This window comes from Bosea sp. OAE506 (assembly GCF_040546595.1).
GTDB lineage: Bacteria > Pseudomonadota > Alphaproteobacteria > Rhizobiales > Beijerinckiaceae > Allobosea.
The window spans coordinates 4,033,083-4,058,529 of record NZ_JBEPOB010000001.1; the positions used below are offsets into that span (position 1 = coordinate 4,033,083).

The 25,447-nt window shown below is 68.5% G+C and carries 32 protein-coding genes and 1 pseudogene; 13 read left to right on the plus strand and 20 right to left on the minus strand.

From position 1 onward, the window contains the following. Positions 1-31 precede the first annotated feature (31 nt). The 7 genes from ABIE41_RS19600 (at position 32) to ABIE41_RS19635 (ending at position 4,690) form a co-directional block, all read left to right on the plus strand. Positions 32-1,183: a DUF5131 family protein gene (locus ABIE41_RS19600; protein ID WP_192641925.1), complete on the plus strand. Its 1,152-nt coding sequence runs from the start codon at positions 32-34 to the stop codon at positions 1,181-1,183. Beyond that, positions 1,176-1,409 carry a hypothetical protein gene (locus ABIE41_RS19605; protein ID WP_192641926.1) on the plus strand — a complete coding sequence of 78 codons (234 nt, stop codon included), beginning with the start codon at positions 1,176-1,178 and terminating at the stop codon, positions 1,407-1,409. The genes ABIE41_RS19600 and ABIE41_RS19605 overlap by 8 nt, the downstream gene beginning before the upstream one ends. 3 nt (positions 1,410-1,412) lie before the next feature. Next, on the plus strand, positions 1,413-1,661 hold the full coding sequence (locus ABIE41_RS19610) for a hypothetical protein (RefSeq protein ID WP_192641927.1): 249 nt from the start codon (positions 1,413-1,415) through the stop codon (positions 1,659-1,661). 3 nt (positions 1,662-1,664) lie between these two features. Next, positions 1,665-2,153, plus strand: a complete 489-nt coding sequence (ssb, locus tag ABIE41_RS19615; protein ID WP_192641928.1) for a single-stranded DNA-binding protein — start codon at positions 1,665-1,667, stop codon at positions 2,151-2,153. A gap of 10 nt (positions 2,154-2,163) precedes the next feature. Next, complete coding sequence (locus ABIE41_RS19620) at positions 2,164-2,670, plus strand: hypothetical protein (protein ID WP_192641929.1); 507 nt, start codon at positions 2,164-2,166, stop codon at positions 2,668-2,670. 187 nt (positions 2,671-2,857) lie between these two features. Continuing rightward, complete coding sequence (locus ABIE41_RS19630; protein ID WP_192641930.1) at positions 2,858-4,003, plus strand: tyrosine-type recombinase/integrase; 1,146 nt, start codon at positions 2,858-2,860, stop codon at positions 4,001-4,003. A 456-nt stretch (positions 4,004-4,459) separates the two neighbouring features. Then, on the plus strand, positions 4,460-4,690 hold the full coding sequence (locus tag ABIE41_RS19635) for a hypothetical protein (RefSeq protein ID WP_192641931.1): 231 nt from the start codon (positions 4,460-4,462) through the stop codon (positions 4,688-4,690). Between the two features lie 49 nt (positions 4,691-4,739). Here the strand turns inward: ABIE41_RS19635 and ABIE41_RS19640 are convergent, their stop codons facing one another. Together ABIE41_RS19640 and ABIE41_RS19645 are read right to left on the minus strand one after the other, a co-directional pair. Continuing rightward, entirely contained in the window at positions 4,740-5,360 is a 621-nt protein-coding gene (locus ABIE41_RS19640; protein WP_192641932.1) for an alpha/beta hydrolase, read from the minus strand. A 65-nt stretch (positions 5,361-5,425) separates the two neighbouring features. Further along, positions 5,426-6,358: a ring-cleaving dioxygenase gene (locus ABIE41_RS19645; protein ID WP_192641933.1), complete on the minus strand. Its 933-nt coding sequence runs from the start codon at positions 6,356-6,358 to the stop codon at positions 5,426-5,428. Positions 6,359-6,549: 191 nt separating this feature from the next. Here ABIE41_RS19645 and ABIE41_RS19650 point away from each other — a divergent pair, with 191 nt between their 5' ends. The 3 genes from ABIE41_RS19650 to ABIE41_RS19660 all read left to right on the plus strand — a co-directional run bounded on the left by ABIE41_RS19650 (position 6,550) and on the right by ABIE41_RS19660 (position 8,215). Further along, positions 6,550-6,975, plus strand: coding sequence for a DoxX family protein (locus tag ABIE41_RS19650; protein ID WP_192641934.1), 426 nt, complete (start codon positions 6,550-6,552; stop codon positions 6,973-6,975). A 74-nt stretch (positions 6,976-7,049) separates the two neighbouring features. Continuing rightward, positions 7,050-8,066: a LysR family transcriptional regulator gene (locus ABIE41_RS19655; protein WP_192641935.1), complete on the plus strand. Its 1,017-nt coding sequence runs from the start codon at positions 7,050-7,052 to the stop codon at positions 8,064-8,066. Further along, the gene (locus ABIE41_RS19660) at positions 8,063-8,215 is read left to right on the plus strand and encodes a hypothetical protein (RefSeq protein WP_192641936.1); all 153 of its coding nucleotides are present in this window, start codon (positions 8,063-8,065) and stop codon (positions 8,213-8,215) included. Before ABIE41_RS19655 ends, ABIE41_RS19660 begins: the two co-directional genes overlap by 4 nt. A 58-nt stretch (positions 8,216-8,273) precedes the next feature. On the opposite strand, the gene ABIE41_RS19665 is transcribed toward ABIE41_RS19660, so the two are convergent. Next, a complete protein-coding gene (locus ABIE41_RS19665) occupies positions 8,274-8,777 on the minus strand; it encodes a YciE/YciF ferroxidase family protein (protein ID WP_192641937.1) in 504 nt (167 codons plus the stop codon). 192 nt (positions 8,778-8,969) lie between these two features. Here ABIE41_RS19665 and ABIE41_RS19670 point away from each other — a divergent pair, with 192 nt between their 5' ends. Continuing rightward, on the plus strand, positions 8,970-9,119 hold the full coding sequence (locus ABIE41_RS19670; RefSeq protein ID WP_192641938.1) for a hypothetical protein: 150 nt from the start codon (positions 8,970-8,972) through the stop codon (positions 9,117-9,119). Positions 9,120-9,129: 10 nt separating this feature from the next. Here the strand turns inward: ABIE41_RS19670 and sugE are convergent, their stop codons facing one another. The 7 genes from sugE to ABIE41_RS19705 form a co-directional block, all read right to left on the minus strand. Then, complete coding sequence (gene sugE, locus ABIE41_RS19675; protein ID WP_066735621.1) at positions 9,130-9,444, minus strand: quaternary ammonium compound efflux SMR transporter SugE; 315 nt, start codon at positions 9,442-9,444, stop codon at positions 9,130-9,132. A gap of 119 nt (positions 9,445-9,563) precedes the next feature. After that, the gene (locus ABIE41_RS19680; RefSeq protein ID WP_192642880.1) at positions 9,564-10,031 is read right to left on the minus strand and encodes a MerR family transcriptional regulator; all 468 of its coding nucleotides are present in this window, start codon (positions 10,029-10,031) and stop codon (positions 9,564-9,566) included. A gap of 35 nt (positions 10,032-10,066) precedes the next feature. Then, positions 10,067-10,381, minus strand: a complete 315-nt coding sequence (locus ABIE41_RS19685) for an integration host factor subunit alpha (protein ID WP_066735618.1) — start codon at positions 10,379-10,381, stop codon at positions 10,067-10,069. Positions 10,382-10,571: 190 nt separating this feature from the next. Continuing rightward, complete coding sequence (locus ABIE41_RS19690; protein ID WP_354192883.1) at positions 10,572-11,549, minus strand: beta-ketoacyl-ACP synthase III; 978 nt, start codon at positions 11,547-11,549, stop codon at positions 10,572-10,574. Between the two features lie 10 nt (positions 11,550-11,559). Then, positions 11,560-12,633, minus strand: coding sequence for a phosphate acyltransferase PlsX (plsX, locus tag ABIE41_RS19695; protein WP_192641939.1), 1,074 nt, complete (start codon positions 12,631-12,633; stop codon positions 11,560-11,562). A gap of 115 nt (positions 12,634-12,748) precedes the next feature. Next, a complete protein-coding gene (locus ABIE41_RS19700) occupies positions 12,749-13,303 on the minus strand; it encodes a YceD family protein (protein ID WP_192641940.1) in 555 nt (184 codons plus the stop codon). Beyond that, a complete protein-coding gene (locus tag ABIE41_RS19705; protein WP_192641941.1) occupies positions 13,300-13,836 on the minus strand; it encodes a ubiquinol-cytochrome C chaperone family protein in 537 nt (178 codons plus the stop codon). Before ABIE41_RS19705 ends, ABIE41_RS19700 begins: the two co-directional genes overlap by 4 nt. 142 nt (positions 13,837-13,978) lie before the next feature. Between ABIE41_RS19705 and ABIE41_RS19710 the strand changes: the two genes are divergently transcribed. Beyond that, positions 13,979-14,473, plus strand: coding sequence for an outer membrane protein assembly factor BamE (locus tag ABIE41_RS19710; protein ID WP_354192886.1), 495 nt, complete (start codon positions 13,979-13,981; stop codon positions 14,471-14,473). A 68-nt stretch (positions 14,474-14,541) separates the two neighbouring features. Here ABIE41_RS19710 and ABIE41_RS19715 read toward each other — a convergent pair whose 3' ends face one another. Together ABIE41_RS19715 and ABIE41_RS19720 are read right to left on the minus strand one after the other, a co-directional pair. Next, positions 14,542-15,465 (minus strand): DMT family transporter, encoded by a 924-nt coding sequence (locus ABIE41_RS19715; RefSeq protein ID WP_192641942.1) that lies wholly within the window; start codon positions 15,463-15,465, stop codon positions 14,542-14,544. Between the two features lie 164 nt (positions 15,466-15,629). Continuing rightward, on the minus strand, positions 15,630-17,786 hold the full coding sequence (locus tag ABIE41_RS19720; RefSeq protein WP_192641943.1) for a sodium-translocating pyrophosphatase: 2,157 nt from the start codon (positions 17,784-17,786) through the stop codon (positions 15,630-15,632). Positions 17,787-17,989: 203 nt separating this feature from the next. Between ABIE41_RS19720 and ABIE41_RS19725 the strand changes: the two genes are divergently transcribed. Then, positions 17,990-18,883 (plus strand): polysaccharide deacetylase family protein, encoded by an 894-nt coding sequence (locus ABIE41_RS19725; protein WP_192641944.1) that lies wholly within the window; start codon positions 17,990-17,992, stop codon positions 18,881-18,883. Between the two features lie 4 nt (positions 18,884-18,887). On the opposite strand, the gene allE is transcribed toward ABIE41_RS19725, so the two are convergent. The 8 genes and pseudogenes from allE to nrdR all read right to left on the minus strand — a co-directional run bounded on the left by allE (position 18,888) and on the right by nrdR (position 25,443). Continuing rightward, positions 18,888-19,688, minus strand: a complete 801-nt coding sequence (gene allE, locus ABIE41_RS19730; protein WP_192641945.1) for a (S)-ureidoglycine aminohydrolase — start codon at positions 19,686-19,688, stop codon at positions 18,888-18,890. Between the two features lie 36 nt (positions 19,689-19,724). Further along, positions 19,725-20,930, minus strand: a complete 1,206-nt coding sequence (locus tag ABIE41_RS19735; protein ID WP_192641946.1) for an MFS transporter — start codon at positions 20,928-20,930, stop codon at positions 19,725-19,727. 38 nt (positions 20,931-20,968) lie between these two features. Continuing rightward, entirely contained in the window at positions 20,969-21,955 is a 987-nt protein-coding gene (gene thiL / locus ABIE41_RS19740) for a thiamine-phosphate kinase (protein ID WP_192641947.1), read from the minus strand. 165 nt (positions 21,956-22,120) lie between these two features. Next, positions 22,121-22,618 (minus strand): transcription antitermination factor NusB, encoded by a 498-nt coding sequence (gene nusB / locus ABIE41_RS19745; RefSeq protein ID WP_192641948.1) that lies wholly within the window; start codon positions 22,616-22,618, stop codon positions 22,121-22,123. Then, a pseudogene (ribH, locus tag ABIE41_RS19750) lies at positions 22,615-23,125 on the minus strand (6,7-dimethyl-8-ribityllumazine synthase). The gene nusB and the pseudogene ribH overlap by 4 nt, the downstream one beginning before the upstream one ends. Before the next feature lie 35 nt (positions 23,126-23,160). After that, positions 23,161-23,808: a riboflavin synthase gene (locus ABIE41_RS19755; RefSeq protein WP_192641950.1), complete on the minus strand. Its 648-nt coding sequence runs from the start codon at positions 23,806-23,808 to the stop codon at positions 23,161-23,163. Further along, positions 23,808-24,953, minus strand: a complete 1,146-nt coding sequence (gene ribD, locus ABIE41_RS19760) for a bifunctional diaminohydroxyphosphoribosylaminopyrimidine deaminase/5-amino-6-(5-phosphoribosylamino)uracil reductase RibD (protein ID WP_192641951.1) — start codon at positions 24,951-24,953, stop codon at positions 23,808-23,810. The genes ABIE41_RS19755 and ribD overlap by 1 nt, the downstream gene beginning before the upstream one ends. Beyond that, positions 24,946-25,443 carry a transcriptional regulator NrdR gene (nrdR, locus tag ABIE41_RS19765; protein WP_192641952.1) on the minus strand — a complete coding sequence of 166 codons (498 nt, stop codon included), beginning with the start codon at positions 25,441-25,443 and terminating at the stop codon, positions 24,946-24,948. Before nrdR ends, ribD begins: the two co-directional genes overlap by 8 nt. Positions 25,444-25,447: the final 4 nt, after the last annotated feature.

The window sequence follows — 25,447 nt, forward strand, 5'->3', positions numbered from 1 at the left end:
CGCTGACGCTCATTGCGGGAAGGAGCCCGACATGGCCGAGACGACGAAAATCGAATGGACCGACGCCACGGTCAATTTCTGGTGGGGCTGCACGAAAGTCGGGCCCGGCTGCGATCATTGTTACGCCGAGACATGGTCCGCCCGCTTCGGCGGCGAGCATTGGGGCCTCGGCGCCCCGCGTCGCAAGATCAAGGGCGCCGCCGCCATGCTCAACCGGCTCGACAATGACTATGCCGACTGGGCCGCCGATGCCGAATGTGCCAACGGCAACGCCAAGGCCTTCGGCCTACCCGATCCGCGCATCCCGCTGTCCCGCCGCGTCTTCATCCAGTCGATGTCGGACCTCTTCGATACCGAGGTGCCGCTCGAATGGTTCGCCGAGGCCTGGGCCAAGATCGTCCAGTGCAACCGGCTCGACATCCAGATCGTGACCAAGCGCATCAGCGTGGTCGAGAAGCGCCTGGCCGCGATCGGCGTCACGACCTGGCCGAAGCACGCCGGTCTGCTGGTCACCGTCTGCAACCAGGACGAGGCCGACCGCGACATCCCGCGCCTGCTCGCGCTGAAGGCGAAGCACGGGATCCCCTGGGTCGGCGTTTCCGCCGAGCCGCTGCTGGGGCCGATCGATTTTCGGTCTAATCTTGGCGGCACGCTATGGATGGGCGGCCAACGGGGCTGCGACGGCACCCATCGCCACGACGGGCGAGCCGGCGAAGTCATTCACGGCATACTTCACGAGAGCGACCCGCGCCTCCCGCACCATCATCACGACGATCGATGCGCTGCAGGCCTCGACTGGATCATCGTCGGCGGTGAGAGCGGCCCGAACGCCCGGCCGATGCATCCGGACTGGGCCCGCGCGATCCGCGACCAATGCGCCGCCGCCGGAACGGCCTTCTTCTTCAAACAGTGGGGCACCTGGGCGCCGCTGGTCGACCGCGAGCGCGACGACCCGGATTGGCGCAAAGACTACAGCTATCGTTTTGCCGACAACGACCAGACGCGCTGGCTCAACCTCGCCGGCGGCCGGGGGTTTCACGGCGAGCGCTTTCACGTCATGGGCCGAACCGGCAAGGCCAAGGCCAGCCGACTTCTGGACGGCGCGACGCATGACGGCTTCCCGTCATGCGCGGGCTTGTCCCGAGCCTCTACGCCTGCAGACGCGGAGGCGTCCCATGGCTGACCTCGCCACCCTTCGCCGCCGGCGGCGCGAGGCGGAGGCCGCCTTTCGCCTCGCCCAGGCCCAGCCCCAGTGGAAGCGCGGGCGCCATGCCGCGCAGCGGGCCTTCATCCGCGCGACCGCCGAGGTCATCCGCGCCGAGCGCAATCACCGCATCGCCGAGCCTCTCCTGCGCGCCCGCAAGCGCCCGGCCGAGACGACGGACCTGTTCAGCCAGATCGGAGCCTGAACCATGCCCCAGTCATGCGAAATCAGCTTCGTCACCTATCCCGACGGCAATGTCGACGAGGCCAGCATCACGGTCTGCGGCGAGGCTATCGCACGCCAGCGCTTCGTCAGCGCGTGGCTGCCGGATCGATTCTTCGGGCCGAGCTCTGAACTCGGGCTGAGCAGCCTCTGGAGAGGCGCGGCGGAGAAGGGCGCGCGGTCCTACACGATCATCATCGGCACCAATGGCGAGCCGAAACTGAAGGAGCGCTAGATCATGGCCGGAAGCGTCAACAAGGTCATCCTGCTCGGCCATCTCGGCCGCGACCCCGAAATCCGCCGGCTCAGCAATGGCGAGCCGGTCGCCTCGCTGCGCCTCGCCACCTCCGAGACCTGGCGCGACAAGCAGTCGGGCGAGCGGAAGGAGCGCACCGAGTGGCACAAGGTCGTCATCTTCAACGAGGGGCTGGCCAAGGTCGCCGAGAGCTACCTGAAGAAGGGCTCGAAGGTCTATCTCGAGGGCCAGCTGCAGACCCGCAAATGGACCGACCAGGCCGGCGTCGAGAAATACACCACCGAGGTCGTGTTGCAGCGTTTCCGCGGCGAGCTGACCCTGCTCGACAAGGCCGAGCGCGAGGCGCCGGACCCGGAGAGCTACGGCACGGTGCGCAACCGCGACAGCGGCGGCGACTATGGTGCGGCGCGTGACGGCGCCAGCCGCGCCCAGGCCGGCGGCGCCAGTCTCGACGATGACATCCCGTTCTAGGAGGTGAGCCATGGGCGACGTAATTGAGCACGACCCCGATGACCACAGCCGGGAATACATCCCGCTGCCGGGCGGCTGGGAGGTCCAGACAAAAGGCCGCGGCTCGTCCTATCGGCTTCTCGACAAGAAGACCGGCGAGCGGCACGCAATCATCTCTGGCGCGGACTGGCGCGGTGTGCAGGATTTCTTCACACGGTTCGCCCGCGAAGTCTTCAACGCATCACGCGCCGAGGAGAAGCAAGACGACGCCGCCGTCACCGCTGAATCCACGCCCCTCGCACAAGATGAGAGGATCGGAGAGATCAGCGAGGCGCTGGCCCGTGCGCAGGCGTGGCACGAGAGCGAGGATAAGGCGCTATCGAAATCGGGCCGTAACGACGCCGACTATCACTGGCGCCGCCTCCAGCACCGTGAGCAGCTCGCCGCGATAAGGGCCGCGTTGCCCGCGGCGGAGTATGACGCCGCATGGGATCGCATCAACGCGCGTATCCCTGACGCCGACGACGACCCCTCATGACCCGCGACGATCTCCTCACCCCGGCCATGGCGATGGCGGCGCTTCACTGCACCGCCAAGACGCTGCGCGCCTATGTCCAAGCCGGGGAGCTGACCTACATCCTCAAAGGCGCGGGCTTGAAGAGGCCCCGGCGCCTGTTCCATCCTGACGACCTCGCCGCCTTCATCGCGCGCCGGAGGAGGACCGAATGTCCGTCTACAAGCCGAAAGGCCGCGAGCAATACGTCGTCGACTTCCAATGTGGTGGCCGTCGATTTTGCATCAGCACGACCGCCACGACCAAGCGCGCCGCCGAGCAGATCCAGGTTGCCGAGCGCGAACGGGCAAAGCGCGAGATCGCGGCCGAGCGCGCCGCAGCAGCAGCCTTCCGGGGCGAAGCGCCCCTGACGCTGCAGGCCGCCTTCGAGCGCTACTGGAACGAGGCCGGCCAGCACCACGCCAACAGCGCCACCACCTTCACCGATATCGGCCGGCTCGTCGGCTATTTCGGCGGCGCCCGGCGGCTCGACACGATCACAGATCCCGACCTCACGACGCTCGTCGCCTGGCGCCGCGGCCAGACCGTCAAGGGCCGCATCAAATTGAAGGACGGCAGCCCCGCGCCGCTGGTGGCGCCGGCCACCGTCAACCGCTCGACCGTCGATCTCCTGCGCAAGCTCTTCACCCATGCCCGGCGCAAATGGAAGCTCAGCCTGCCGGACCAGCCGGACTGGCCGGCGCACCGCCTCGAGGAGCGCGGCGAGCTGGTCCGCGAGATCAAGGCGGGCGCGCAGGAATCCGCGATCGGCGAGCGCCTGCGCGAAGGCTATCGGGATCTCTGGCGCTTCGCCCTGGCGAGCGGCCTGCGGCTCGCCGAATGCTTCCTGCGCTGGGACCAGATCGACTGGGAGGCCGGCACCATCACGGTGGTGCAGAAGGGCAGCCGCGATCACACCATCCCGCTCACCCGCGAGATGAAGGCCATCCTCGCCGGCTGCCGCGGGCACCACCCCGATCACGTCTTCTGTTATGTCGCCAGACGCACCCGCGACGGGCGCGACCGCGGCAAGCGCTACCCCGTCACCTATGAGGACATGAAGAGCCAGTGGCGCCGGCACGTCAAAGGCAAGCTCTCGCTCGATCTGCGCTTCCACGACACCCGCCACACCAGGGCGACGCGCCTCCTGCGCCAGACCGGGAACCTGAAGGCGGTGCAGCGCCTGCTCGGCCATGCCGACATCGACACCACCGCCCGCTTCTATGCCCATGTCACGCTCGACGACGTGCGCGAGGCCCTTGACCGCGACACGAACCCCCGACAAAAGTCCCGACGCAAGACAGGGGGCGCCTCCTAACCGCAGCGCCCATCATCGAAATCGGCCCTTGGCCCATCGCTCTGGGGGACAAGGGGTCGGAGGTTCGAATCCTCTCGCTCCGACCATTTCACCGAAGGCCGATCCGCAGCCCCCCTCGTCGCGGTCGGCACCACCTTCCCGGGTTCTCCACAGGCTGGCGGCCGCCCCGCCCTTGCAACCTTCTCGCGATGACGAAACGTTAGGACTCCGCCGTCGCCGGAGCCTGTCGCCATGCCTGCGTCCCCGCGTTCCGCTTCGTTTCGGGTCTCCGGCCAGAAGGCCGTGCTGCTGCGGATGGTGATGGTTTTGACCATCGCCATGGCGATCGCCCTGCCGCTGCTGGCCTGACCGGGTGCGCCTCTGCGCCTGTCCCGTCAAAACCCTGCGACGCGGCTCGTATCCCGACGCAATCGCAGGTAAGCTCTGGCATCAGCGTGCGAGAGAAGGATGAAAACGATGGCAGGGGACAACCGGGGACCGCGCGCCTGGCACGATGTGAACAGCGTGCAGGAAGCACCGCGCGAGAAGCAGAAGTCGAGCGGGCGCATCGCCGCCGAGGAGGCTGCCGCCCGCAAGAAGATCGAGGCGCTGCGCGCCCAGCGGCTGGCCAAGCAGGCGGCCGAGCCGCCGCCGGAACCGGCCGCGCCGAAGACGCCCCGTCGCAAGGCCGCAGCGCCTTCGGCCTGAGCGAGGGAGGGCGGCGCCCGGCGCCGCCCTTTTTTGTTGCGCTCGCGGCTCAGGCCACAGCGAGCCAGCCGCCGAGCAGGTTGATGTCGGCCTGGGACAGGCCGTGGCCGGCGGCCAGCGTGCGGTGGTCGACCGTCGCGCCGTTGGTCGACAGCGTCCGCGCCAGGCGCCCGACATCAGCCGCCGGGACGATCGGATCCATCGCCCCCGACAGGATCAGCACCCGCTTGCCGGTGAGGTCCGCCTGCGGCGGCTGCGCAAAGGGCGACATCGCCCGCAGCAGAGCCGCCCCGGCGAGCACCTTCGGCCGCAGCAGCAGAAGACTGGCTGCGATGTTGGCGCCGTTCGAGAAGCCGAGCGCGACGGGCTGGGCGAGGCCATAGCGCTCGCGCGCCGTCTCGACGAAATCCGCGAGCTCGTGGGTGCGCCGGCGCAGGTCGTCCTCGTCGAAGACGCCTTCTGAGAGGCGCTTGAAGAAGCGCGGCATGGCGCCTTCGAGCACCTGGCCGCGCGGCGACAGCAGGGTCGCGCCGGGCGCCACCGCCCGGCCGAGACCGAGCAGGTCACGCTCGTCGCCGCCGGTGCCGTGCAGCAGCAGCAGGGGCGCCCGCGCGGCGTCAGCGCCGCGTTCATGGATATGGATGAAGTCGGTGGTCGTGGCGGTGTCCATCGGACATCCTCCTTTCGGAACGGGAGCATGACCCCGCCCCACCGGGCGGCGGGGCGGGATTTCGATCAGGCGAGGGCCGGCAGCACCGCCTCGATGCGGGCGCGCTGCGTCTCCAGGCCCGGAGGCAGCTTCAGCGCCTGGCCGAGGCTGTCGGCCGGCTCGTCCACGGCGAAGCCCGGCACGTCGGTCGCGATCTCGAAGAGCACATGGCCGGGCTCGCGGAAGTAGACGGAGCGGAAATAGTTCCGGTCCCTCTGCTCCGTGGTCCGGATGCCATGGTTCTCCGCGAGCTTGCGAACCATCTCCTCCTGCGCCGCGTCGTCGGCCGCACGGAAGGCGATGTGGTGGACCGAGCCCGCGCCCTGCCGCGCCGGCAGGAAGCCGCCGGCGACGCGCAGGTCGACGACATCCCCCAGCGGTGCGCCATCAGCGCGGTAGCGCACCAGCGTCTCCTCGCGACCGATCTCCCGGAAGCCGAAGACATCGCTCAGGATCGCCCCGGTCGGGGCCGCATCCGCAACGAGCAGGCTGACGCCGTGGAAACCGCGGATCGCATGCTCGACGGGGATCTCCCCGGCGCCCCAGGCGGGTTCGGCTTCGATGCCGGGCACGCCGACGACCGCCAGCCGCATCCCGTCGGGATCGCGGAAGGCCAGCACCGTCTCGCCGAAGCGCTTCACCGGCACGTCATGGGGCACACCGTGCTCGACGAGGCGATGGGCCCAGTAGCCGATCGACCCCTCCGGCACGCGAAACACCGTCTCCTGCGTCTCGCCAACGCCGAGGCGACCCGGAGCCGCATGCTCCCAGGGGAAGAAGGTCAGGATCGAACCCGGCGCCGCGGCAGCGTCGCCGTAATAGAGGTGATAGGTGCCCGGATCGTCGAAGTTGACGGTCTTCTTGACGAGGCGCAGGCCGAGCACGCGGCCGTAGAAATCCAGGTTACGGCGGGCCGGACCGGCGATCGCCGTGACGTGATGAATGCCGTTGATCTGCATGGCGGTGGTCCTTTCGAACCGGGGCGGCGCCCCGTTGGCCATGAGATTGGACCGACGGCGCCGAAAGGCCAGTGCGAAACCATTGCTATGATGCAATGTCAACATTGGCATCAAGTCATTTGCATTGCACCGATGCGAGAGCGATCTCTTGTGGCGAGACCAGACCGGTCCCGTTTCAGGAGACTGCCCCCATGATCGACCTTCGCCTCGCCCCCTATGCCGCGCTCGGCCTGCGCATCGCGCTCGGCTTGATGTTCATCGCCCATGCCTATCTGAAAATCGCCGTCTTCACCCCGGCCGGTTTCGCCGGCTTCCTCGGGCAGGTCGGCCTGCCGTCGTTTCTCGCCTGGCCTATCATCCTGGCCGAGCTCGTCGGCGGCCTCGCCATCCTCGTCGGCTTCTACGGCCGCTATGTCTCGCTGCTGCTGCTGCCGATCCTGCTGGGCGCGCTCTTCGTCCACGCTCCCAATGGCTGGGTCTTCAACGCGCCCAACGGCGGCTGGGAATATCCGGCCTTCCTGGCTCTCACCGCCCTCGCCCATGGCCTGCTCGGCGACGGCGCGCTGGCGCTGAAGTCCGCCCGCCTGCCCGCGCGCGGCACGCCCGCCACCGCCTGAGGCCGTCATCCCCTCGCCGCCTTCGGGGCCATCCCGGCCTTGAAGGCGGCGATGTCCTATCGGAGAGTGCGGCGATGCCCGCTTCAGCAAAGCCCCCCTCCGGCGCCGCCCCCGTCGCCCGCACGCCGCCCACCCGGACCGGCCCGCAAACGCTCGCCTGGGACGATTTCCGCCTGATCAAGGCGATCGCGGACCGCCGCGCCCTTCCCGCCGCCGCCACATCGCTCGGCCTCAACCACTCGACGGTGTTCCGCCGCCTCGGCCAGATCGAGCAGGCGCTCGGCGTGAAGCTGTTCGAGCGCCATCGCAGCGGCTATGTCGCCACCCCGGCCGGCGACGAGATGGCGCAGCTCGCCGAGCGCGTCGACAGCGACATCAGCGCCTTCGCGCTCAGGCTCGCCGGCCAGGAAATCAAGCCCGCGGGCGATCTGCGCGTCACCACCAACGACACGCTGCTGGTCGACCTGCTGACCCCGGTCTTCGCCGGCTTTCTGGCGCAGTGCCCCGACATCCGGCTCGATGTGCTTCTCAGCAACCAGGCGCTGAACCTGTCGAAGCGCGACGCCGACGTGGCCATCCGCGCGACCGACAATCCGCCCGAGACTCTGGTCGGCCGCAAAGCGGCGCGGATCGCCTGGGCGCTTTACGGCCGCGCGAGCGATTTCGCAGGCACGGACGCGATCTCAACGGAGAGCCTCTGGCAGCGCAGCTGGGTGTCGCTGGGCGATTCCTTCGCGGCGCTCAAGGCCGTGCGCTATCTGGCGCAGCATGTCGCGCCGGAGCGGATCGTCTACAAGGTCAACACGGTTCTGGGACTGGCCGAAGCGGTTGAGGCCGGCATCGGGATCGGTTTCCTGCCCTGCTTCATCGCCGACCGGAAGCCGGCGCTGACGCGGCTCGCCCTGCCCGACGACGGGCTGGCCGCCGATCTCTGGCTGCTGACCCATCCTGATCTGCGCCATTCGCCGCGGGTGCGCCTCTTCCTCGATTTCATGGCCGGCGAGCTCGGCCGGATGAGGCCGCTGATCGAAGGGCAGCTCGCGCTGTCGCCGCGCTCCGACGCGGCTGCGTCGCAGACGGATGCCGAATGAGCACCGCGACCAGCGAACTCAGCGGCCTGGCCTGGCTGCTGCTCCTGTCGATCCCGCCCGGCCTCGCCCTGGCCGGCTATTGGGCACGCGGCCGCTTCGGCGAGAAGCCACCAAAGGTGCCGCCCGGAGACCCCGGCAACCCGACCTGACAGAAAGCCCGCGACGGGGTTCGTCGCGGGCTCATCCGATGCTTCGGCTTCGGCGGGATCAGGCCGCCTTGCGGTTGATCCCGGTCTCGGCGAGCTTGGTCAGCTTCTCGTCGGCGGCATGCTCCTCGTCGAGGGTCTGCTGCAGCAGGGCGGCGCAATCCTCGCGGCCGAGCTGTTTGGCCCAGGCCGTCAGCGTGCCGTAGCGTGTGATCTCGTAATGCTCCACCGCCTGCGCGGCGGCGATGATCGCGGCGTCGAGCACCTGCTTGTCGGCGACCTCGCCGACGACCTCGTCGGCCTCCTTCAGGATGCCGTCGATGGCGGGGCAGTCGACGGCCTTCACCTCGGCGCCATGCTGCTTGAAGACCTGCTCGAGGCGGGCGATATGGCCTTCGGTCTCGGTGCGATGCGCCGTCAGGCCCTGCTTGAGGGTCGGATCCGTCGCCTTCTCGATCATCTTGGGCAGCGACTTATGGATCTGCTTTTCGGCGTAGTAGATGTCCTGGAGCTGATGGACGAAGAGGTCGTCCATCGTCTTGATGTCCTTGGAAAACAGTCCCATGGCGGTCTCCTGGGTTCGGATCGGGAAGAAGGCTGTGCGGCGCCCCCGCTGCGGGATGCGCCTCTCCTGCCCAACGAACGTGCGCGCGCTGGATGTGTTCCGCCCGGCGGGCCGGTCGCGTCGGTGCGGCAGCGGGTTTCGCGCGAGCAGCGCTTCCTTTAAGCTTTGCCCATGGAAATGCTCGTTCCCCTGATGATCGGCCTCGCGCTGATCTGGCTGATCGGCCGCGGCGTTCCGTGGAATGCCAAGCTGATAACGATCGTGGTGACGCTGGCGGTGATCGTGCTCATCGTCGCGATCGAGCGCGGCGGCTACTGGCCAGCCGAATGGCGGCGGCAATGACGACGCCGGCTCAGGCGACGAGCTTGAGGCCGACGATGCCCGCCACGATCAGCCCGATGCAGGCCAGACGCAGCGCGGTGGCGGGCTCGCCGAGCAGGACGATGCCCAGAATGGCCGTACCGACCGTGCCGATGCCGGTCCAGACCGCATAGGCGGTGCCGACCGGGAGACTCTTGAGCGCCAGCCCGAGCAGCCCGAGGCTGACCGCCATGCTGGCGAGCGTCAGCACGGTCGGCACGAGACGGGTAAATCCTTGCGTGTATTTCAGGCCGATCGCCCAGCCGACCTCGAACAGACCCGCGATGAAGAGATAGAGCCAGGCCATGACGGCGCTCCTCGTCGAAATGGCGAGGTCGTCCACGCCGGACCAACAGGCGACGTTGCGCCGGGGTCGTCCCCGTCCTTCGATCTAGGACAGGGTCCTGGCGCTTTCAACCGGCAGCGTCAGGCGAGCTCCGGCGGCGGCTGCAGGGCGCGGTCGAGGATGCGCTTGCACTCGCCCAGTTCGGCCAGAACGGCGGTCAGCAGGGTGATGTCGTCGAGCCCCGGCGGCACCGGCGCGCGGCCAGGCTGCGCCGGCTGAGCGCTGGCGCCCTCGCGCCCCTTGGCGGCACCCGCCGGCGGCGGACCGATCGGCGCGCCGCGGCCGATGGCCTGGACATGGCGCGGCCCCTGCTCCTTCAGGATCCGCTGCAGGCCCTTGATCGTGTAGCCCTCGCCATAGAGCAGGCGGCGGATGCCCTTGAGGAGAGCGACATCGTCCGGGCGGTAATAGCGCCGGCCGCCGCCGCGTTTCAGCGGCTTGATCTGGGGAAAGCGCGTTTCCCAGAAGCGCAAGACATGCTGGGGAATATCGAGGTCTTCAGCGACTTCGCTGATGGTACGGAAGGCATCCGGGCTCTTGGTGTCCATGTCGGCCTCTGTCTCGCCGGTGTGGAACTCCAGGCTCACGCGTCTTCGCTCTCGCTCGTCTGTCCGTTGATCCGGGCCTTCATCACATTCGAAGGCTTGAACACCATCACCCGGCGCGGCTCGATCGGCACTTCCACGCCCGTCTTGGGATTACGCCCGATTCGCTCGCCCTTGTCGCGTACGACAAAGGAGCCGAAGGAGGAGAGCTTGACGTTCTCGCCGCGCGCAACCGCGTCGCAGATCTCATCGAGGACGGCCTCGACGAGCTTGGACGACTCCGTCCGCGAGAGGCCGATCTTCTGATACACCGCCTCGCAGAGGTCCGCCCGCGTAACCGTGTGCCCCGCCATCCATATCCTCCAAGGCGTTATCTCGGCCGGCGGGTCTGCCACCTGCCTTTCGCCATTCCGGACGATGAACGCTAGGCGCAGCCTGAGGCCGGGTCAATGCTCGAACGGGCGCTGAAGCGCCCTGCAGCCGAATTTCAATGAAAAGAGCGAGAAAATCCGGACAATATGACAGTTTTCCCGCTGTCGTGGGTCACCACCGGATCAAGGCGGACCCCCAGGTGAAGCCGCCGCCCATGGCTTCGATCAGGACGAGCTGGCCGGGGCGGATGCGACCGTCGCGATGCGCCTCGGCCAGTGCCAGCGGGATCGAGGCGGCAGAGGTGTTGCCGTGCCGGTCGACGGTGACGACGACCCGGTCATGGCCGATGCCGAGCTTGTCGGCCGTCGCGTCGATGATCCGGCGGTTGGCCTGGTGCGGTACGAACCAGTCGATGTCCGCGCCGCTCAGGCCGGTTTCCGCGAAGGTGTGGCGCACGGTCTCGGCGAGGTTCTGCACGGCATGGCGGAAGACCTCCTTGCCCTCCATGCGCAGGAAGCCGACCGTCTTGGTCGAGCCCGGCCCGCCATCGACATAGAGCTTGTCCTTGTAGCGCCCGTCCGAGCGGATATGCGTCGCGAGCACGCCGCGGTCCGCCAGCGTGCCCTCGCCCGGTTCCGCCCTGAGCACAACCGCGCCCGCCCCGTCGCCGAAGAGCACGCAGGTGGTGCGGTCCTCCCAGTCGAGGATGCGCGAGAAGGTCTCGGCTCCGATGACGAGCGCGGTCCGCGCCGCACCGGTGCTGAGAAACTTGTCCGCCGTCGCGAGCGCGAAGACGAAGCCGGAGCAGACCGCCTGGAGATCGAAGGCGACACCGCCGGCAATGCCGAGCGCGGCCTGGATCTGCGTCGCAGTGGCCGGGAAGGTGTGATCGGGCGTCGCGGTCGCGACGATGATCAGGTCGACCTCGGCTGGCTCCATGCCGGCATCGGCCAGCGCCGCCTGGGCGGCCTTCAGCCCGAGAACCGAGGTGGTCTCGCTTTCGGCAGCGACATGGCGCTGACGAATGCCCGTGCGCTGGACGATCCACTCGTCGGTAGTGTCGACGCGCTGGGCCAGTTCGGCATTGGTGACGATGCGCGCGGGCAGATAGGAACCGCAGCCCACGATCCGGGAACGCAAAATCGACAAACCGGTTTCCTCAATGGGCCGCGGCTGACCGTGCCGCGGCCTCCTGCTGGGCGGTGGCCTCCTGGCGGGCGGAGGCCGCGACCATTTCGCGGACCTTGGACATCAGGTTCTCGCGCGCCATTTCGTAGCCGAGCTCGGTTGCGCTGGCGAAACCGACGGCGTCGGTCCCGCCATGGCTCTTGATGACGATGCCCTCGAGGCCGAGGAACACGCCGCCATTGACCTTGCGCGGATCCATCTTGTCCTTCAGTGCCGCGAAGGCGCCGCGCGCGAAGAGATAGCCGATCTTGGCCATCAGCGAGCGACCCATCGCCGCCTTGAGATAGGAACTGATCTGGCGAGCGGTACCCTCGGCCGTCTTCAGCGCGATGTTTCCGGTGAAGCCCTCGGTGACGACGACGTCGACCGTGCCCTTGCCGAGATCGTCGCCCTCGACGAAGCCGTGATAGCTCAAATGCGGCAGGTTCAGCTCGCGCAGGATGCGGCCGGCCTCCTTGACCGCCTCAACGCCCTTGATCTCCTCGACGCCGACGTTCAGCAGACCGACGGTGGGGCGGTCGAGATCGAAGATGACGCGCGCCATGGCAGCGCCCATCACCGCGAGGTCGACGAGATGACGTGCATCGGCGCCGATGGTGGCGCCCACATCGAGCACGACGCTCTCGCCGCGCACCGTCGGCCAGAGGCAGGCGATCGCCGGGCGGTCGACTTCGGGCATCGACTTCAGGCAGAATTTCGACATCGCCATCAGCGCGCCGGTGTTGCCGGCCGAGACGGTGACGTCGGCCTCGCCGGTCTTGGTGGCGTCGATGGCGCGCCACATCGAGGATTTGTAGCGGCCGTAGCGCAGCGCCTGGCTTGGCTTGTCATCCATCTTCACTGACACCTCGGTGTGGTGGAAGGTGGTCACGGCCTTGAGCTTGGGATGCTGATCGAGCAGCGGCAGGACCTCGCCTTCGTCCCCGAAGACGACGAAACGCGCATCGGGACGACGCTCCAGCGTCAGCGCGGCGCCGGGGATGACGATGGCAGGGCCATGGTCTCCGCCCATCGCATCGAGCGCGATTGTAACCGGTCGTGTCATGGAGTGATGGTTGATCCCAGGAGCGGCCGACCTTCCGTCCGGGGCGGCTCGATGCGGGCCGGACAATAGCGACTTGGGCGCCCGCCGCAAGCCGCCAGAGCACGCGAACGCGCCGTCAGTCGTCCTTCTTGAGCCGCGCCAGCTTGGCGAAGGGCGATTCCGGCGGCTCTTCCGGCGCGGGTTCGGCGAAGACGGCGCCCGGCTTCCGGGGATAGGGATCGAGCGCCAGCGCCAGGAATTCGAGCGTCACCGCGCCGAGATCGATGACGCCGTCGACGATGGGCTCGGGCGGATCGTCCTCATTGAGCCTGACCTCGATGTCGATCTCGCCTGCGTCATCGGCGGCGGCGCGGCGGCGCGGCTCGGCCGGCTCCTGCGGCGCGAAGTCGAGTTTCAGCGGCACGTCGAGCGCGACCGGAAAATCGTCGAGGCTCACCGTGCAGGTCTGGTGGAAGGCGGCCTTGATCGTGCCCTCGAGCTTCACGCGCTCGCCGCTGCGCGACAGCATGTAGCGCGCCTCGAGCGATTCGACGGAGGGCAGGCCCAGCATCGTCGCGATGCCGGCCTTCTCATGCGCTTCGGCCTTCAGCGAAAAGGGCGTGCCGCGCAGCTTGATCTCATCCACCTTGACGGGGCGGCTCAGCGGCAGGGGGGCTGCAGTGTCTGTCATCGGGCCGTCTCCTCCGCCGGCAGCGGAAACAGGCCGGGCTCGTTCAGGATGCCGTCGAGATCGAGCGCCGCCAGCTTCGCCTGGATGCGCCTTGCATAGGCGGCGAGATAGGCCGCCCCATTGGCCTCGGGGCTCGCATTGCGCTGCAAGGCCTCGTCCAGCGCGGCCGGCTCCGGCGAAACCAGCGCCGCCTCATAGGCCTGCACCCGGCCGTAGAACATCTGGCCGATCTTCTTCATGCGCTTGGGCACCGCGATGTCGCTGACGCCGCCATTGCGAACGCCCAACTCGAGATAGGCGAAATTCGCGTCGACCAGATCCTGCGCCACATCATCCGCCGGCGCCGGCAGCTCGCGCAGGCGGCGCATGACGAGAAAGACATGCAGCGTCAGCGATTCGAAGCGGCCCTCGAAGCTGTCGGGCACGCCGCCCACGAGATAGAGCGCCGGCTGGCGCGACGCCTCGGCGATGCGGGCGAAGACCGCATCGACCGGCGCCGTCCTGCTCTCACGCTTGCCAAACCATCCGAACATGCTGCTGCAATCCCTGGCCGGCGGCGCGGAAGAGGTCCCTCGCCTTGCCAAAGCCATCCTCGGGCGTTACGCCAACCCTCACCCGTTTGACAAGCGGCTCGGGCCCCGGCCCATCGCCGCAGCGCCACTGGATGCCCTCCCCATGATCGCCGTCTCCCGCCGCACCGCCCTCATCGGCCTCCTCGCGACGACGTCCCTGGCGCTCGGCGCCTGCGGCCCCAATGCCGGCGGCTTCAAGCTCGCCACCTCGGCGGGGATGAACGAGGAGTTCAAGCGCGGCTTCGTCGCCGACGAGGCGCTGATCGCGCAGGTCAAGGTCGGGATGGACGTGCAGCAGGTGCTGTCGATCCTCGGCACGCCCTCGACGACCTCGACCGTCGGCAATCGCACTTTCTACTACATCAGTCAGACCGTGCGCCGGCGCTTCCAGTTCCAAGACCTCTCGGTCGTCGACCAGACGGTGCTGGTGATCTATTTCAATAAGGGCTTCAAGGTCGAGCGCATCGCCAATTACGGCCTGCAGGACGGCGTGATCTTCGACTTCATCAGCCGCACCACCGCCACCGGCGGCGAGGAGCAGAGCTTCCTGCGCAACCTCTTCCGCGGCGTGACACGCTTCAACCCGCTGGGGGCATGAGCGTCTTCCACCGGGCCTGACGAGACAAAACCCGCGGCGGGCGCCGCGGGTTTTTTGTTGCCGTCGGTTCAAGCTGTGGCGCGGCGGCGACCCGGCCATGTCATCGCCAGAACGCCGCCGACAATCAGGACGAGGCCGGCCCAGGCTGTGGACGCCAGGCTCTCGCCGAGGAAGACCATGCCGATCACCACACCGGTGGGCACCCGCAGATAGGCCACCGACGTCGTCGCGACCGAGCCCAGCCGGGCGATCAGGCGGAAATAGATCACGAAGGCGAGCGCGGTCGAAACGACCGAGAGCGCGAGCAGCGCCTGGATCGAGGCGAGCGAGGGCGCCAAGGTCCAAGGCCGGTCGACGGCGAGGCTGAGCGGGATCAGGAGCGCTGCCCCGCAAATGAGCGAGCCAGCGGCCGGCATGATCGGGTCCAGCCCCTTGAAGTGGCGCCCGAACAGCGCCGCACCGCCATAGCAGAGGCTGGCCGCGACAAGTGCGAGCTGGGCGGCGAGATCGGCTCCGAACCCCGCCATCGCCTCGCTGCCGACAATCAGCAGAGTGCCCGCCAGGCCCGAGGCGATGCCGACGAGCTTGATCGGCGACAGCCGCTCGCCGGTACCCGCCAGCAGGCCGAGGACCACGACGAAGATCGGGCTGGTCGAGCTCAGGATGGTCGCAAGCCCCGCCTCGACGCTGCGCTCCGCCCAGGCGATCAGCGTGAAGGGCAGGACGCTGTTGAGGCAGGCCTGGACGAGGAAGAGCCGCCAGGTCGCACGATCGCGCGGCAGCCGCAGGCCGCGCCAGCGGATCACCCCCAGCAGGATCGCCCCCGCCAGCAGCGTGCGCGCCGCGATCAACGTCACCGGCGGGATCGTCTCCACGCCAACCTTGATGAAGCTGTAGGAGCCGCCCCAGAGCGTGGCGAGGAGGAGAAGAAGGGCGAGATCGGTGAAGCGCCCTGCCCCGGAACGGGGTGCGGCAGCGGTGGACGGGGTCATGTGAGGTCTCCTGTGATGGAGACGTCATGCCCGCCGGCACACGCGCTGGCTTGCGGGAACGCTACGGGCGCGGCCGAAGGTTGCCAGGGCCACCCGGTCGCACGCAACGAGAAACCCCGCGGATCGCTCCGCGGGGTCGATGTTTGTCGCGAAGGCTGCCCGGCTCAGCTGTGAGCCAGGATCGCCAGAAGCAGCAGCGCGATGATGTTGGTGATCTTGATCGCCGGGTTCACGGCGGGGCCCGCCGTGTCCTTGTAGGGGTCGCCGACGGTGTCGCCGGTGACCGAAGCCTTGTGCGCGTCGGAGCCCTTCATGTGGCGCACGCCGTCCTTGTCGACGAAGCCGTCCTCGAAGGACTTCTTGGCGTTGTCCCAGGCGCCGCCGCCCGAGGTCATCGAGATCGCGACGAAGATGCCGGTGACGATGACGCCCATCAGCATGGCGCCGACGGCCGCGAAGGCCTGGTTCTTGCCGGCGATGGCGTTGATCGCGAAGAAGGTCACGATCGGGGCCAGAACCGGGAGCAGCGAGGGCACGATCATCTCCTTGATCGCGGCCTTGGTCAGGAGATCGACGGCCCGCGCGTAGTCGGGCCGCTCGGTGCCGTCCATGATGCCCGGCTTCTCCTTGAACTGGCGCCGGACCTCCTCGACGACGGAGCCCGCCGCGCGCCCCACCGCCGTCATGCCCATGCCGGCGAAGAGGAAGGGGATCAGGCCGCCGAGCAGCAGACCGACGACGACATAGGGGTTGGACAGCGAGAAATCGACGACCACGCCCTTGAAGTACTGGAACGAGGTCGATCCCGCCTTGTTGGCCTCGGCGACGAAGAAGTTGAGGTCCGAGGTGTAGGCCGCGAAGAGCACCAGCGCGCCGAGGCCCGCCGAGCCGATCGCATAACCCTTGGTGATCGCCTTGGTGGTGTTGCCGACGGCGTCGAGCGCGTCGGTGGAGTGGCGGACCTCCTTGGGCAGGCCGGCCATCTCGGCAATGCCGCCGGCATTGTCAGTGACCGGCCCGAAGGCGTCGAGCGCCACGACGACGCCCGCCAGCGCCAGCATGGCGGTGGTGGCAATCGCGATGCCGAAGAGACCGGCGAGGCCATAGGAGACGATGATGCCGGCGATGATCACGATCGTCGGCAGCGCGGTGGATTCCAGGGAGACCGCGAGGCCCTGGATGACGTTGGTGCCGTGGCCGGTGACCGAGGCCTGGGCGATCGAGACGACCGGGCGCTTGCCCGTGCCGGTGTAGTATTCGGTGATCACGACGATCAGCAGCGTGACGGCGAGGCCGACCAGCGCGCAGGCGAAGAGCCCGCCCGAGGTGAAGGTGACGCCCTGCACCGTCGTGAAGGAGGCCGCGAAGCCCCCGAACATCAGATAGTTGACGGCCGCGATCGCGCCGATCGAGAGCACGCCGGCGGCGATGAAGCCCTTGTAGAGCGCGCCCATGATCGACTGGTTGGCACCGAGCTTGACGAAGAAGGTGCCGATGATCGAGGTCACGATGCAGGCTGCGCCGATCGCCATCGGGTAGAGCATCATCGTGCCGAGCGTCGCCTGGCCGGCGAAGAAGATCGCGGCCAGAACCATCGTGGCGACCAGCGTCACCGCATAGGTCTCGAACAGGTCGGCCGCCATGCCGGCACAGTCGCCGACATTGTCGCCCACGTTATCGGCGATGGTGGCCGGATTGCGCGGGTCGTCCTCGGGAATCCCGGCCTCGACCTTGCCGACGAGGTCGGCGCCGACATCGGCGCCCTTGGTGAAGATGCCGCCGCCGAGACGGGCGAAGATCGAGATCAGCGAGGCGCCGAGGCCGAGCGCCACCAGCGAATCGATGACGACGCGGCTCGAGGGCGAAAAGCCGAGCATCGAGGTCAGGACGCCGTAATAGACGGCGACGCCGAGCAGGGCGAGGCCGGCGACCAGCATGCCGGTGACGGCACCGGCCTTGAAGGCGACGTCGAGCCCCTCGCCGAGCGACTGCATGGCGGCCTGGGCGGTGCGGACATTGGCCCGCACCGAGACGTTCATGCCGATGAAGCCGGCCATGCCCGACAGCACGGCGCCGATCAGGAAGCCGATCGCAACCCACTGCCCCAGCAGATAGGCGAGCGCGACGAAGAGCACGACACCGACCATGCCAATGGTGATGTATTGCCGCTTCAGATAGGCCTGAGCCCCCTCGGCGACCGCCGCTGCGATCTCCTGCATGCGCTGGTTGCCGGCATCTCGCTTCATGACGTCGGCATAGGCCCAGACGCCATAGGCGATCGATAATGCACTTAAGACGATGATGATAAGCAGGGCTGACATTCCGTTTCCTGACCTTGAGCTTCCGACCGAGCGGGAGCGCTGTCGCTCCTCATTTGCCGCTTTGGACGCCAGGCTCAGGAAAATCGGGCCGAAAGACTTGTCGGCTCGCTTTGCGTCGCCAGTGTCAGGCGAATTTGTGGCAAGTTTTGCAGGGAAGCGCAAACCTGTCCGGGGATTCGCGACCAGATGATTGCGGGGGCGCCATGACAGCTTCGAGACCGGCGACGAAGGCGGGGTCCGGGTCGGTGGCCGCCCCGGCCGCGCCCTATCCCTGGCCGGCCGGAAAGACCTCCGCCGCCTGGATCAGCATCGATGTCGACGCCGACACGCCGCTGCTCTGGCGCGAGCGCAATCAGGCGGATTCAGGCTATCTTTCCGAGCGCGAGCAGCGGCAATACGGGCTGCGGGCGGGGCTGCGGCATCTGCTGCAGATCCTGGCGCGCCATGAGGTGCGGGCGACCTTCTTCGTGCCGGGGCTGATCGCCGAGCGCCAGCCCGCGCTCCTGCCGGACCTTGTTGCCGCCGGCCATGAGGTCGGGCTGCACGGCTTCGCACATGAAGCGACGCGCGAGATCTCGACCGAGGCCTTCGGCGAGGCGCTCGACGCGTCGATCGCAATCTTCGTCGCGCAGACAGGCCAGCGTCCCGCCGGCTTCCGCGCGCCGGGATGGGAACTGACGCGGCCCATGCACGCCCTGCTGGGGGTACGGGGGCTCTACGACAGTTCCCTCGCTGGCTTGGAGCATCCCTATGATCTGGATGGGGTCACGGAACTGCCAGTGTCCTGGAGCCGCGAGGACACGACGCGTTTCAAGATGACCGGCCTCGACGCCCGCTGGCCGCCGACGAGCCCGGTCGTCATGCTGCAGGAATGGCTGTTCGACTGGGAGGCCTGCGCCGCCGCCGGCGGCCTGTTCACGCTGACGCTGCATGACTGGGTGTCGGGTCGCCCCGGCCCGGCTCGCGTCCTCGACCAGCTCCTCGCCCGCATCCGGCAGGACGAGACGGCCTGGATCAGCACTGGTGCGGACCTCGCGGCCCATCACCGTCAGCTGGCGCTGGATCGGCGGAGCGCGTTCTCCTCCGCGGGGGCTTGAACGCCTAGAGAGCCACGTCGCGGTTGACGTTCTTGTAGAGCAGGTAGCAGGCGTCGTCGAAGCCGGTCGGATAGAACTGCTGCGGGCAGTAGCCGCCCATCCAGATGAAATCCTGCGCCCAGATCTCGTGCCAGTCCTGCCCGAGGAAATAGAGCCCCTGCCCTTCCAGCATGTAGAGCCCGTGCTCCATGACATGGGTCTCGACATCCGGGAAACAGGTGCCCGACTTGAACCACATCAGGTTCATCTCGAAATCGAAACGCAGGTCGCCATAGGGCAGCAGGAACTGGAAGCCCCGCCCCTCCATGCCGGTGTGGTTGGTGACCGGGACCGCATCCTGATGGGACAGGATCGGCTCGGGTACGGCCAGCCCCGCCGCGGGCTCGTAGCGCTTGCGCAAGCCGAGAACGCGGACAGGCGCCGCGCTGTCGTTGCGCAGGCTGAACGACGTGCCCGGGGGCAGATAGGCGAAGCTGCCCTTCCCGAACGCGACGGGCGCGCCGTCCGCGACAGCGAAGGCGGCCTCGCCGGACAGCCCGTAGTAGAAATGCTGGATGCCGTCCTCGGCGAAGGGGGCACGCGTCCCGCCGCCCGGCTCGATCTCGAAGACATATTGCGCGAACTGCGCACCGAGCACGGGCGCGGCCAGAATGCGCACGATCGTGCGCTCCCAATGCGGCAGGCGGCTGACGAGCACGCCTTCCGGCGGCATGAAGGCGTAGTTGCGCGCCACCACGCCGCGGTTATGGCCGATCGCGCCGACGGCGGGCCTACCGGCCATCTGCGGCAGCTGGTGAGGACGCATCGGCTGTCTCCTATTGTTGCTGCGCGCCGGCCGGGATCAGGCTGGCTGGGCGCGCTGGCCCAAGGCCTGCCAGAGCACCAGCGCCATCGCCACGGCGACCGGGGGAAACACCAGCCAGTTCACGCTCTCCCAGCCGCCGGCATGGAGCAGCCCGCCCGACGAAAACGAGGCGATCGCGACCGAGCCGAAGACCAGGAAGTCGTTGGCGGCCTGGACCTTCACCCGCTCCTCCGGCCGGTAGCAGTCCGTCACCAACGCGGTGGCGCCAATGAAGCCGAAGTTCCAGCCGACGCCGAGCACGACCAGCGCGATCCAGAAATGCGCGACGCTGAGGCCGGTGAGCCCGATCACCGCCGCGAGCGCGGTGAGCAGCAACCCGGCGATGGTGACCTGGGCCTTGCCGAAGCGCGCGATCAGCCGGCCGGTGAAGAAGCTCGGCCCAAACATCGCCAGCACATGCCACTGGATGCCGAGCGCAGCATCGCCGACCGAATGGCCGCAGCCGACCATGGCAAGGGGCGCCGCCGTCATCACGAAGCTCATCAGCCCATAGGTCACCAGCGCAGCCGTCACCGAGGCGATGAATTTCGGCTGCCGCATGATCTCCGGAAGAGGCCGCCCGCCTGTCGTCCTGACCGGCGCGACCGGCGGCGCCCGAAGCTGCAGGATGACCAGCATCGCGATCAGCGCGAGGCAGCCCTGGGCCAGGAAGCTGGCGGCGAAGGGCGCGGCCGGCGTGAGATCGCGCGTCCAGTAAACCGATTGCGGGCCAATAACGCCGGCGGCGATGCCGCCGATCATGACCCAGGAGATGGCGCGCGGGCGGAAGCTCTCCGTGGCCGAGTCGGCTGCGGCAAAGCGATAGCTCTGGACGAAGGCGCCGTAGAGGCCGCAGGCGAAGGTTCCCAGGCAGAACAGCCAGAACAGCCGGGTGCTGGCGCCGGCCGCTGCCGTCGCAGCCGCGCTGGCGCCGATCAGCGCGCCCAGCAGATAGCCGTTGCGGCGGCCATGGCGGCGCATCAGCATGGCCGCGGGAATGACACCCACCGCAATGCCGAGCTGCATCAGGCTCACCGGCACGGTGGCGAAATGCTGGTCGACGACGAGCTGCGAGCCGACGATGCCGCCCAGCGAAATCACGATCGAGGGGCTGGCGCCACCGAGCGCCTGGGCGCAGGCGAGGACGACGGAGTTGCGCTTGGCGAGCGCGTCTGCGTCTGCGACCGGAACATGCTGGTTCATGACTTTGCCGTCCCTGCGAAGACGGCCCGGGGCCGGCTTCAGAAATGAGCGAAGGAGCCGGCCGCGAAGTCGCGGACCCGCCCCCCCTCACGATATGCGATGGCGCCCGTGGTGTCGGTCACCGTCCCGATGACGGTCAGCGCGATTCCCGCCGCCAGCGCCGCCTCGGCCAGAGCAGGAAATTCTCCCTGCGAAGCCGTGCAGAGAATTTCGTAGTCGTCTCCGCCGGTCCAGGCCAGTTCCGCCAGCGCAGGAGCGGCCATGATCGCAGCGCGCGCCGCCTCCGACATCGGCACGGCGTCGAGATCGACCTCGGCGCCCAACCCTGAGGCCTTCAGCAGCTTCGCGAGGTCGCCGACCAGCCCATCGGACACATCCATCGCGGCGGAGGCGTGAGCCTGCAGCGCGGCGGCGAGGCGCAGACGCGGCTGCGGATGGAGATAGCGATCGGCGAGATAGCCGCGGTCAGTCGGCGAGAGACTCTCCACCCAGGGCGGGGCGTCCGGGCCATGAACCTTCAGCCCAAGCGCGCCGTCGCCGATCGTGCCCGAAACGGCCAGGATATCGCCGGCCTTCGCGCCCGAGCGCGATACCATACGCCCTGCGGGGACGCTGCCGAAGGCTGTGATCGAGAGCGTCAGCGGTCCCGGCGTCGAGACAGTGTCGCCGCCGATCAGAGGGCAGGCCCCCTCGCCGGCGGCCTGCTGAAGCCCGGCTGCAAAACCGGCGAGCCAGCTATCGGCCCAGCCCTTCGGCAAAGCGAGCGTCAGCACGAACCCTTCGGGCTTTGCGCCCTTGGCGGCGAGATCGGAGAGATTCACCGCCAGCGCCTTGCGGGCGATCGAGCCCGGCGGATCGTCGGGGAAAAAATGCACGCCTGCGACCAGCGCATCGGCGGTGACGACGATCTCGTAGCCCCGGGCCGGCCGCAGCAGCCCAGCATCGTCGATCAGGCCCAGCCCGCCCGGCCCGGCGATCGGCGCGAAATAGCGGGCGATCAGCTCGAATTCGCCGGGGCGTTCCATGTCCGACATCCGAGCAGCCCTTTTCCACCTTCCAGCGTCATCCCGGACAAGCGGCGTAGCCGCGCCGATCCCGGATCCATTCCGGAGCCTGACCGATCGGCGCTCCGGAATGGATCCCGGGTCTCCCTTCGGTCGCCCGGGATGACCCGGGCGATGGAAAAGCCGTCACGCCGCAGGCGCGTCGAACTCGTCGGAACGGAAATCGCGGGCGAGCTTGTCGAGGACCGCGTTGACCATGCCGATTTCCTCGCCCTCGTAGAAGGCACGCGCAACCGCGACATATTCCGAGATGACGGCGCGGGCCGGGACATCCTTGCGGAAGGCGAGCTCGTAGGCGCCTGCCCGGAAGATGGCGCGCACGACGGCCTCGATCCGCTTCAGCGGCCAGCCGGAGGCGAGGGCCTCGTCCACCGAGCGGTCGACCAGGCGCTGTTCGCGCACGACGCCGCCGAGGAGGTCTCGGAAGAACGCAATCTCCGCCTTGGGCAGCTCGATGTCCTCGACCAGCTTGCCGATCCAGAACGCCTCGAACTCGGCCATGGCCTCGACCACGCCGCGCCCGCCGATCTCCATCTCATAGAGCGCCTGCACGACCGAGAGCCGCGCGCCGCGGCGCATCTCGGCCCGGTTGGATTCCGGCCGGCCCGATTCCGGACGGCTCATGTCGACTGCTCCCCGAGCGAGCGCTTGTAGCGCAGGACTGCAAGCGCGGCCTCCGCCGCGCCGCCGCCCTTGTCCATCTCCGAGCGGTTGGCGCGGGCCCAGGCCTGCGCCTCGTTCTCGACGGTGAGAATGCCATTGCCGAGCGGCAGCGCGAAGGCGACCGACAGGTCCATCAGCGCGCGCGAGCTTTCACCGGCGACGATGTCGTAATGGCCGGTCTCGCCGCGGATCACGGTGCCTAGCGCGACCACAGCCTCATACGGGTCGACCGCCTCGTCGGCGGCGCGCAGGCCGATAGACGATGGCCGAGGGGATTTCCAGAGCGCCGGGAACAGTGACGACATCGACGCGGCAGCCCGCCTTGTCGAGCACGGCGAGCGCGCCTTCCAGCAATTCGTCGGCGAGCGTGTCGTAGAAGCGCGCCTCGACCACGAGAACGCGTGCGCCGTCGAGATCGACGGCCGAAGTTGCGGCCGGTGCGGCCGAGGATTGCCGGGGTCCGGCCATGGTTCTTGTCCTATTCGAAACGATGAGGCCGCTGGTTAGACCTCCGCACGCGCCTCCGCAAGCCGCGCGGCATAGCGCGCCATCAGATCGACCTCGACATGGACGGGATCGCCCGCCTTGCGCTGCCCCCAGGTGGTGACCGCGAAGGAGTGCGGGATCAGCAGCACGGTGAAGACGTCGTCCGCGACGGTGTTGACCGTCAGCGAGGTGCCGTCGAGGCAGATCGAGCCTTTCGCCGCGATGAAGCGCGGCAGTCCCTGCGGCGCCCGGATATGGAAGCGCGCGGTCGCGCCCCAGGGCTCGTCGGGATCAGGCGCGATCGGCTCGATCGTCAGGATCTGGCCGACGCCATCGACATGGCCGGTGACGAGATGGCCGCCGAGTTCGTCCCCGACCTTGAGCGAGCGCTCGAGATTGATCGCGCTGCCGACCTCCCATTGGCCGACCAGCGTCTTGGCCAGCGTCTCGGCGGCCGCCTCGACCTGGAAGATGCAGCCGGGCTCGCCATCCGTGCGGGGCCGCAGGGCCGTCACCGTCAGGCAAACGCCGCCGCAGGCGATCGAGGCGCCGATCTCGATGCCATCCGCCTCATAGGGGCAGGCAATGGCCAGCCGCTTCAGGCTCGGGCCCTTGCGCTCGCTCTCGACGACGGTGCCGATGGCGGTAACGATGCCGGTGAACATCAGCCTGTCCTCACGAAATGCTCGAAGCGGTCCTGACCGATCAGGCCGGTCTCCGCAAGGCGGTACAGATCGGGGTCGGCCAGCGCCGCCGCAAGGGCCGGCCGTACCGCGACGACACCGGGCTGGCCGAGCGCGTTCGGAGAGGTCGAGACCACGACCTCGTCGAGCAACCCGGCGAGAGCGAGCTTTTCCGCCACGGTCGGCCCGCCTTCCGAGAAAACGCGGGTGATGCCGCGCGTGCCCAGCAGGGTGAGCGCCTCGGCGAGGTCGAGATGCCCCTGCGCGTCGGCCGAGACGCGCATCACCTCGACCCCGGCAGCGACCAGCGCCCTCTCGCGTTCGACCGGCGCCGTCTCGGCAGCCAGGACCCAGAGCGGGACCTCGGCCGCCGTCCGCACGAGTTGCGAGGCCACCGGCAGCCGCAATTGCGAATCCAGCACGACCCGCACCGGAGAGCGCTCTGCGAGGCCCGGCAGGCGCACGGTCAGAAGCGGATCGTCGGCCAACACCGACCCGATGCCGAGCATGATGGCGTCGTGATGAGCGCGCTGGAGATGGACCCAGCCATTCGCTGCCGGGCAGGAGACCGCGAGCCGCGAGCCGCCCGGCCCGCCGGCATAGCCGTCCGCCGTCCGGGCAATCTTGAAGGTCACCATCGGCCGGCCGCGCGTCACCCGCAGGACATGGCCGCGATGGGCGGCTTGCGCCTGCGCCTCCAGCACGCCGGTCGTCACCTCGATGCCGGCCGTCCGCAGCAGGGCGAAGCCCAGCCCCTGGAAGAGCGGGTTGGGATCGGCCATCGCCGCGACGACACGGCGGACGCCAGCGAGGATCGTGCGCTCGACGCACGGCGTCGCGGCGCGGATGGTTCGATGCGAGCAGGGTTCGAGCGTCACATAGAGCGTGCCGCCGGCTGCGGCATTGGGGCCGGCACGGTCGAAGGCGTTGGCCTCGCCGTGCGGGCGCCCTCCCGGCTGGGTATGGCCGCGGGCGACGATGACCGGCCCGTCGGCGGTGTCCTGCGTCACCAGCGCGCCGACGCAGGGGTTCGGCCAGGTCGTGCCCTGCCCGCGCGCGCCGAAAGCCAGCGCATGGCGCATGAAGTCGCGGTCGATGGCGGCGCGGTCCGCGTGGGCCTCAGCCATCGGCCCGGGGCGGCGGCGGGACGGCCTCGCCCGCCTCCTCGTCACTGCTGAGCTGGCCGAGGATCGCCTCGAAATCGCGGGCCTCGCGGAAATTCTTGTAGACCGAGGCGAAGCGGACATAGGCGACGTCGTCGAGCGCCTTCAGCCCCTCCATCACCAGCTCGCCGATGGCCGAGCTGGCGATCTCGCCCTCCCCCGAGCTTTCGAGCTGACGCACGATGCCGTTGACCATGCGCTCGATGCGCTCAGGCGCGACGGCGCGCTTGCGCAACGCCACCTCGATCGACGTCTGCAGCTTGTCGCGGTCGAACACCGTGCGCCGTCCCGAGCGCTTGACCACCGTCAGCTCGCGCAGTTGCACCCGCTCGAAGGTGGTGAAGCGGCCGCCGCAATCGGGGCAGACGCGGCGGCGGCGGATGGCGGCGGAATCGTCGGTCGGGCGCGAATCCTTCACCTGCGTGTCGAGGGAGCCGCAATAGGGACAGCGCATGGTG

Excerpts from the sequence above, each read along its gene's own strand:
- ABIE41_RS19715 (WP_192641942.1), bottom strand. The coding sequence starts at position 15,465 with ATGACCCCGTCCACCGCTGCCGCACCCCGTTCCGGGGCAGGGCGCTTC.
- ABIE41_RS19700 (WP_192641940.1), bottom strand. The coding sequence starts at position 13,303 with ATGACAGACACTGCAGCCCCCCTGCCGCTGAGCCGCCCCGTCAAGGTG.
- ABIE41_RS19655 (WP_192641935.1), top strand. The coding sequence starts at position 7,050 with ATGCCCGCTTCAGCAAAGCCCCCCTCCGGCGCCGCCCCCGTCGCCCGC.
- plsX (WP_192641939.1), bottom strand. The coding sequence starts at position 12,633 with ATGACACGACCGGTTACAATCGCGCTCGATGCGATGGGCGGAGACCAT.
- ABIE41_RS19665 (WP_192641937.1), bottom strand. The coding sequence starts at position 8,777 with ATGGGACTGTTTTCCAAGGACATCAAGACGATGGACGACCTCTTCGTC.
- ABIE41_RS19710 (WP_354192886.1), top strand. The coding sequence starts at position 13,979 with ATGATCGCCGTCTCCCGCCGCACCGCCCTCATCGGCCTCCTCGCGACG.
- ABIE41_RS19620 (WP_192641929.1), top strand. The coding sequence starts at position 2,164 with ATGGGCGACGTAATTGAGCACGACCCCGATGACCACAGCCGGGAATAC.
- ABIE41_RS19660 (WP_192641936.1), top strand. The coding sequence starts at position 8,063 with ATGAGCACCGCGACCAGCGAACTCAGCGGCCTGGCCTGGCTGCTGCTC.
- ABIE41_RS19640 (WP_192641932.1), bottom strand. The coding sequence starts at position 5,360 with ATGGACACCGCCACGACCACCGACTTCATCCATATCCATGAACGCGGC.
- ABIE41_RS19735 (WP_192641946.1), bottom strand. The coding sequence starts at position 20,930 with ATGAACCAGCATGTTCCGGTCGCAGACGCAGACGCGCTCGCCAAGCGC.
- ABIE41_RS19720 (WP_192641943.1), bottom strand. The coding sequence starts at position 17,786 with ATGTCAGCCCTGCTTATCATCATCGTCTTAAGTGCATTATCGATCGCC.
- ABIE41_RS19685 (WP_066735618.1), bottom strand. The coding sequence starts at position 10,381 with ATGGCGGGGCACACGGTTACGCGGGCGGACCTCTGCGAGGCGGTGTAT.
- ABIE41_RS19755 (WP_192641950.1), bottom strand. The coding sequence starts at position 23,808 with ATGTTCACCGGCATCGTTACCGCCATCGGCACCGTCGTCGAGAGCGAG.
- ssb (WP_192641928.1), top strand. The coding sequence starts at position 1,665 with ATGGCCGGAAGCGTCAACAAGGTCATCCTGCTCGGCCATCTCGGCCGC.
- ABIE41_RS19645 (WP_192641933.1), bottom strand. The coding sequence starts at position 6,358 with ATGCAGATCAACGGCATTCATCACGTCACGGCGATCGCCGGTCCGGCC.
- allE (WP_192641945.1), bottom strand. The coding sequence starts at position 19,688 with ATGCGTCCTCACCAGCTGCCGCAGATGGCCGGTAGGCCCGCCGTCGGC.
- sugE (WP_066735621.1), bottom strand. The coding sequence starts at position 9,444 with ATGGCCTGGCTCTATCTCTTCATCGCGGGTCTGTTCGAGGTCGGCTGG.
- thiL (WP_192641947.1), bottom strand. The coding sequence starts at position 21,955 with ATGGAACGCCCCGGCGAATTCGAGCTGATCGCCCGCTATTTCGCGCCG.
- ABIE41_RS19635 (WP_192641931.1), top strand. The coding sequence starts at position 4,460 with ATGGCAGGGGACAACCGGGGACCGCGCGCCTGGCACGATGTGAACAGC.
- nusB (WP_192641948.1), bottom strand. The coding sequence starts at position 22,618 with ATGAGCCGTCCGGAATCGGGCCGGCCGGAATCCAACCGGGCCGAGATG.
- ABIE41_RS19650 (WP_192641934.1), top strand. The coding sequence starts at position 6,550 with ATGATCGACCTTCGCCTCGCCCCCTATGCCGCGCTCGGCCTGCGCATC.
- ABIE41_RS19670 (WP_192641938.1), top strand. The coding sequence starts at position 8,970 with ATGATCGGCCTCGCGCTGATCTGGCTGATCGGCCGCGGCGTTCCGTGG.
- ABIE41_RS19600 (WP_192641925.1), top strand. The coding sequence starts at position 32 with ATGGCCGAGACGACGAAAATCGAATGGACCGACGCCACGGTCAATTTC.
- ABIE41_RS19705 (WP_192641941.1), bottom strand. The coding sequence starts at position 13,836 with ATGTTCGGATGGTTTGGCAAGCGTGAGAGCAGGACGGCGCCGGTCGAT.
- ABIE41_RS19725 (WP_192641944.1), top strand. The coding sequence starts at position 17,990 with ATGACAGCTTCGAGACCGGCGACGAAGGCGGGGTCCGGGTCGGTGGCC.
- ABIE41_RS19605 (WP_192641926.1), top strand. The coding sequence starts at position 1,176 with ATGGCTGACCTCGCCACCCTTCGCCGCCGGCGGCGCGAGGCGGAGGCC.
- ABIE41_RS19610 (WP_192641927.1), top strand. The coding sequence starts at position 1,413 with ATGCCCCAGTCATGCGAAATCAGCTTCGTCACCTATCCCGACGGCAAT.
- ABIE41_RS19630 (WP_192641930.1), top strand. The coding sequence starts at position 2,858 with ATGTCCGTCTACAAGCCGAAAGGCCGCGAGCAATACGTCGTCGACTTC.
- ABIE41_RS19680 (WP_192642880.1), bottom strand. The coding sequence starts at position 10,031 with ATGGACACCAAGAGCCCGGATGCCTTCCGTACCATCAGCGAAGTCGCT.
- nrdR (WP_192641952.1), bottom strand. The coding sequence starts at position 25,443 with ATGCGCTGTCCCTATTGCGGCTCCCTCGACACGCAGGTGAAGGATTCG.
- ribD (WP_192641951.1), bottom strand. The coding sequence starts at position 24,953 with ATGGCTGAGGCCCACGCGGACCGCGCCGCCATCGACCGCGACTTCATG.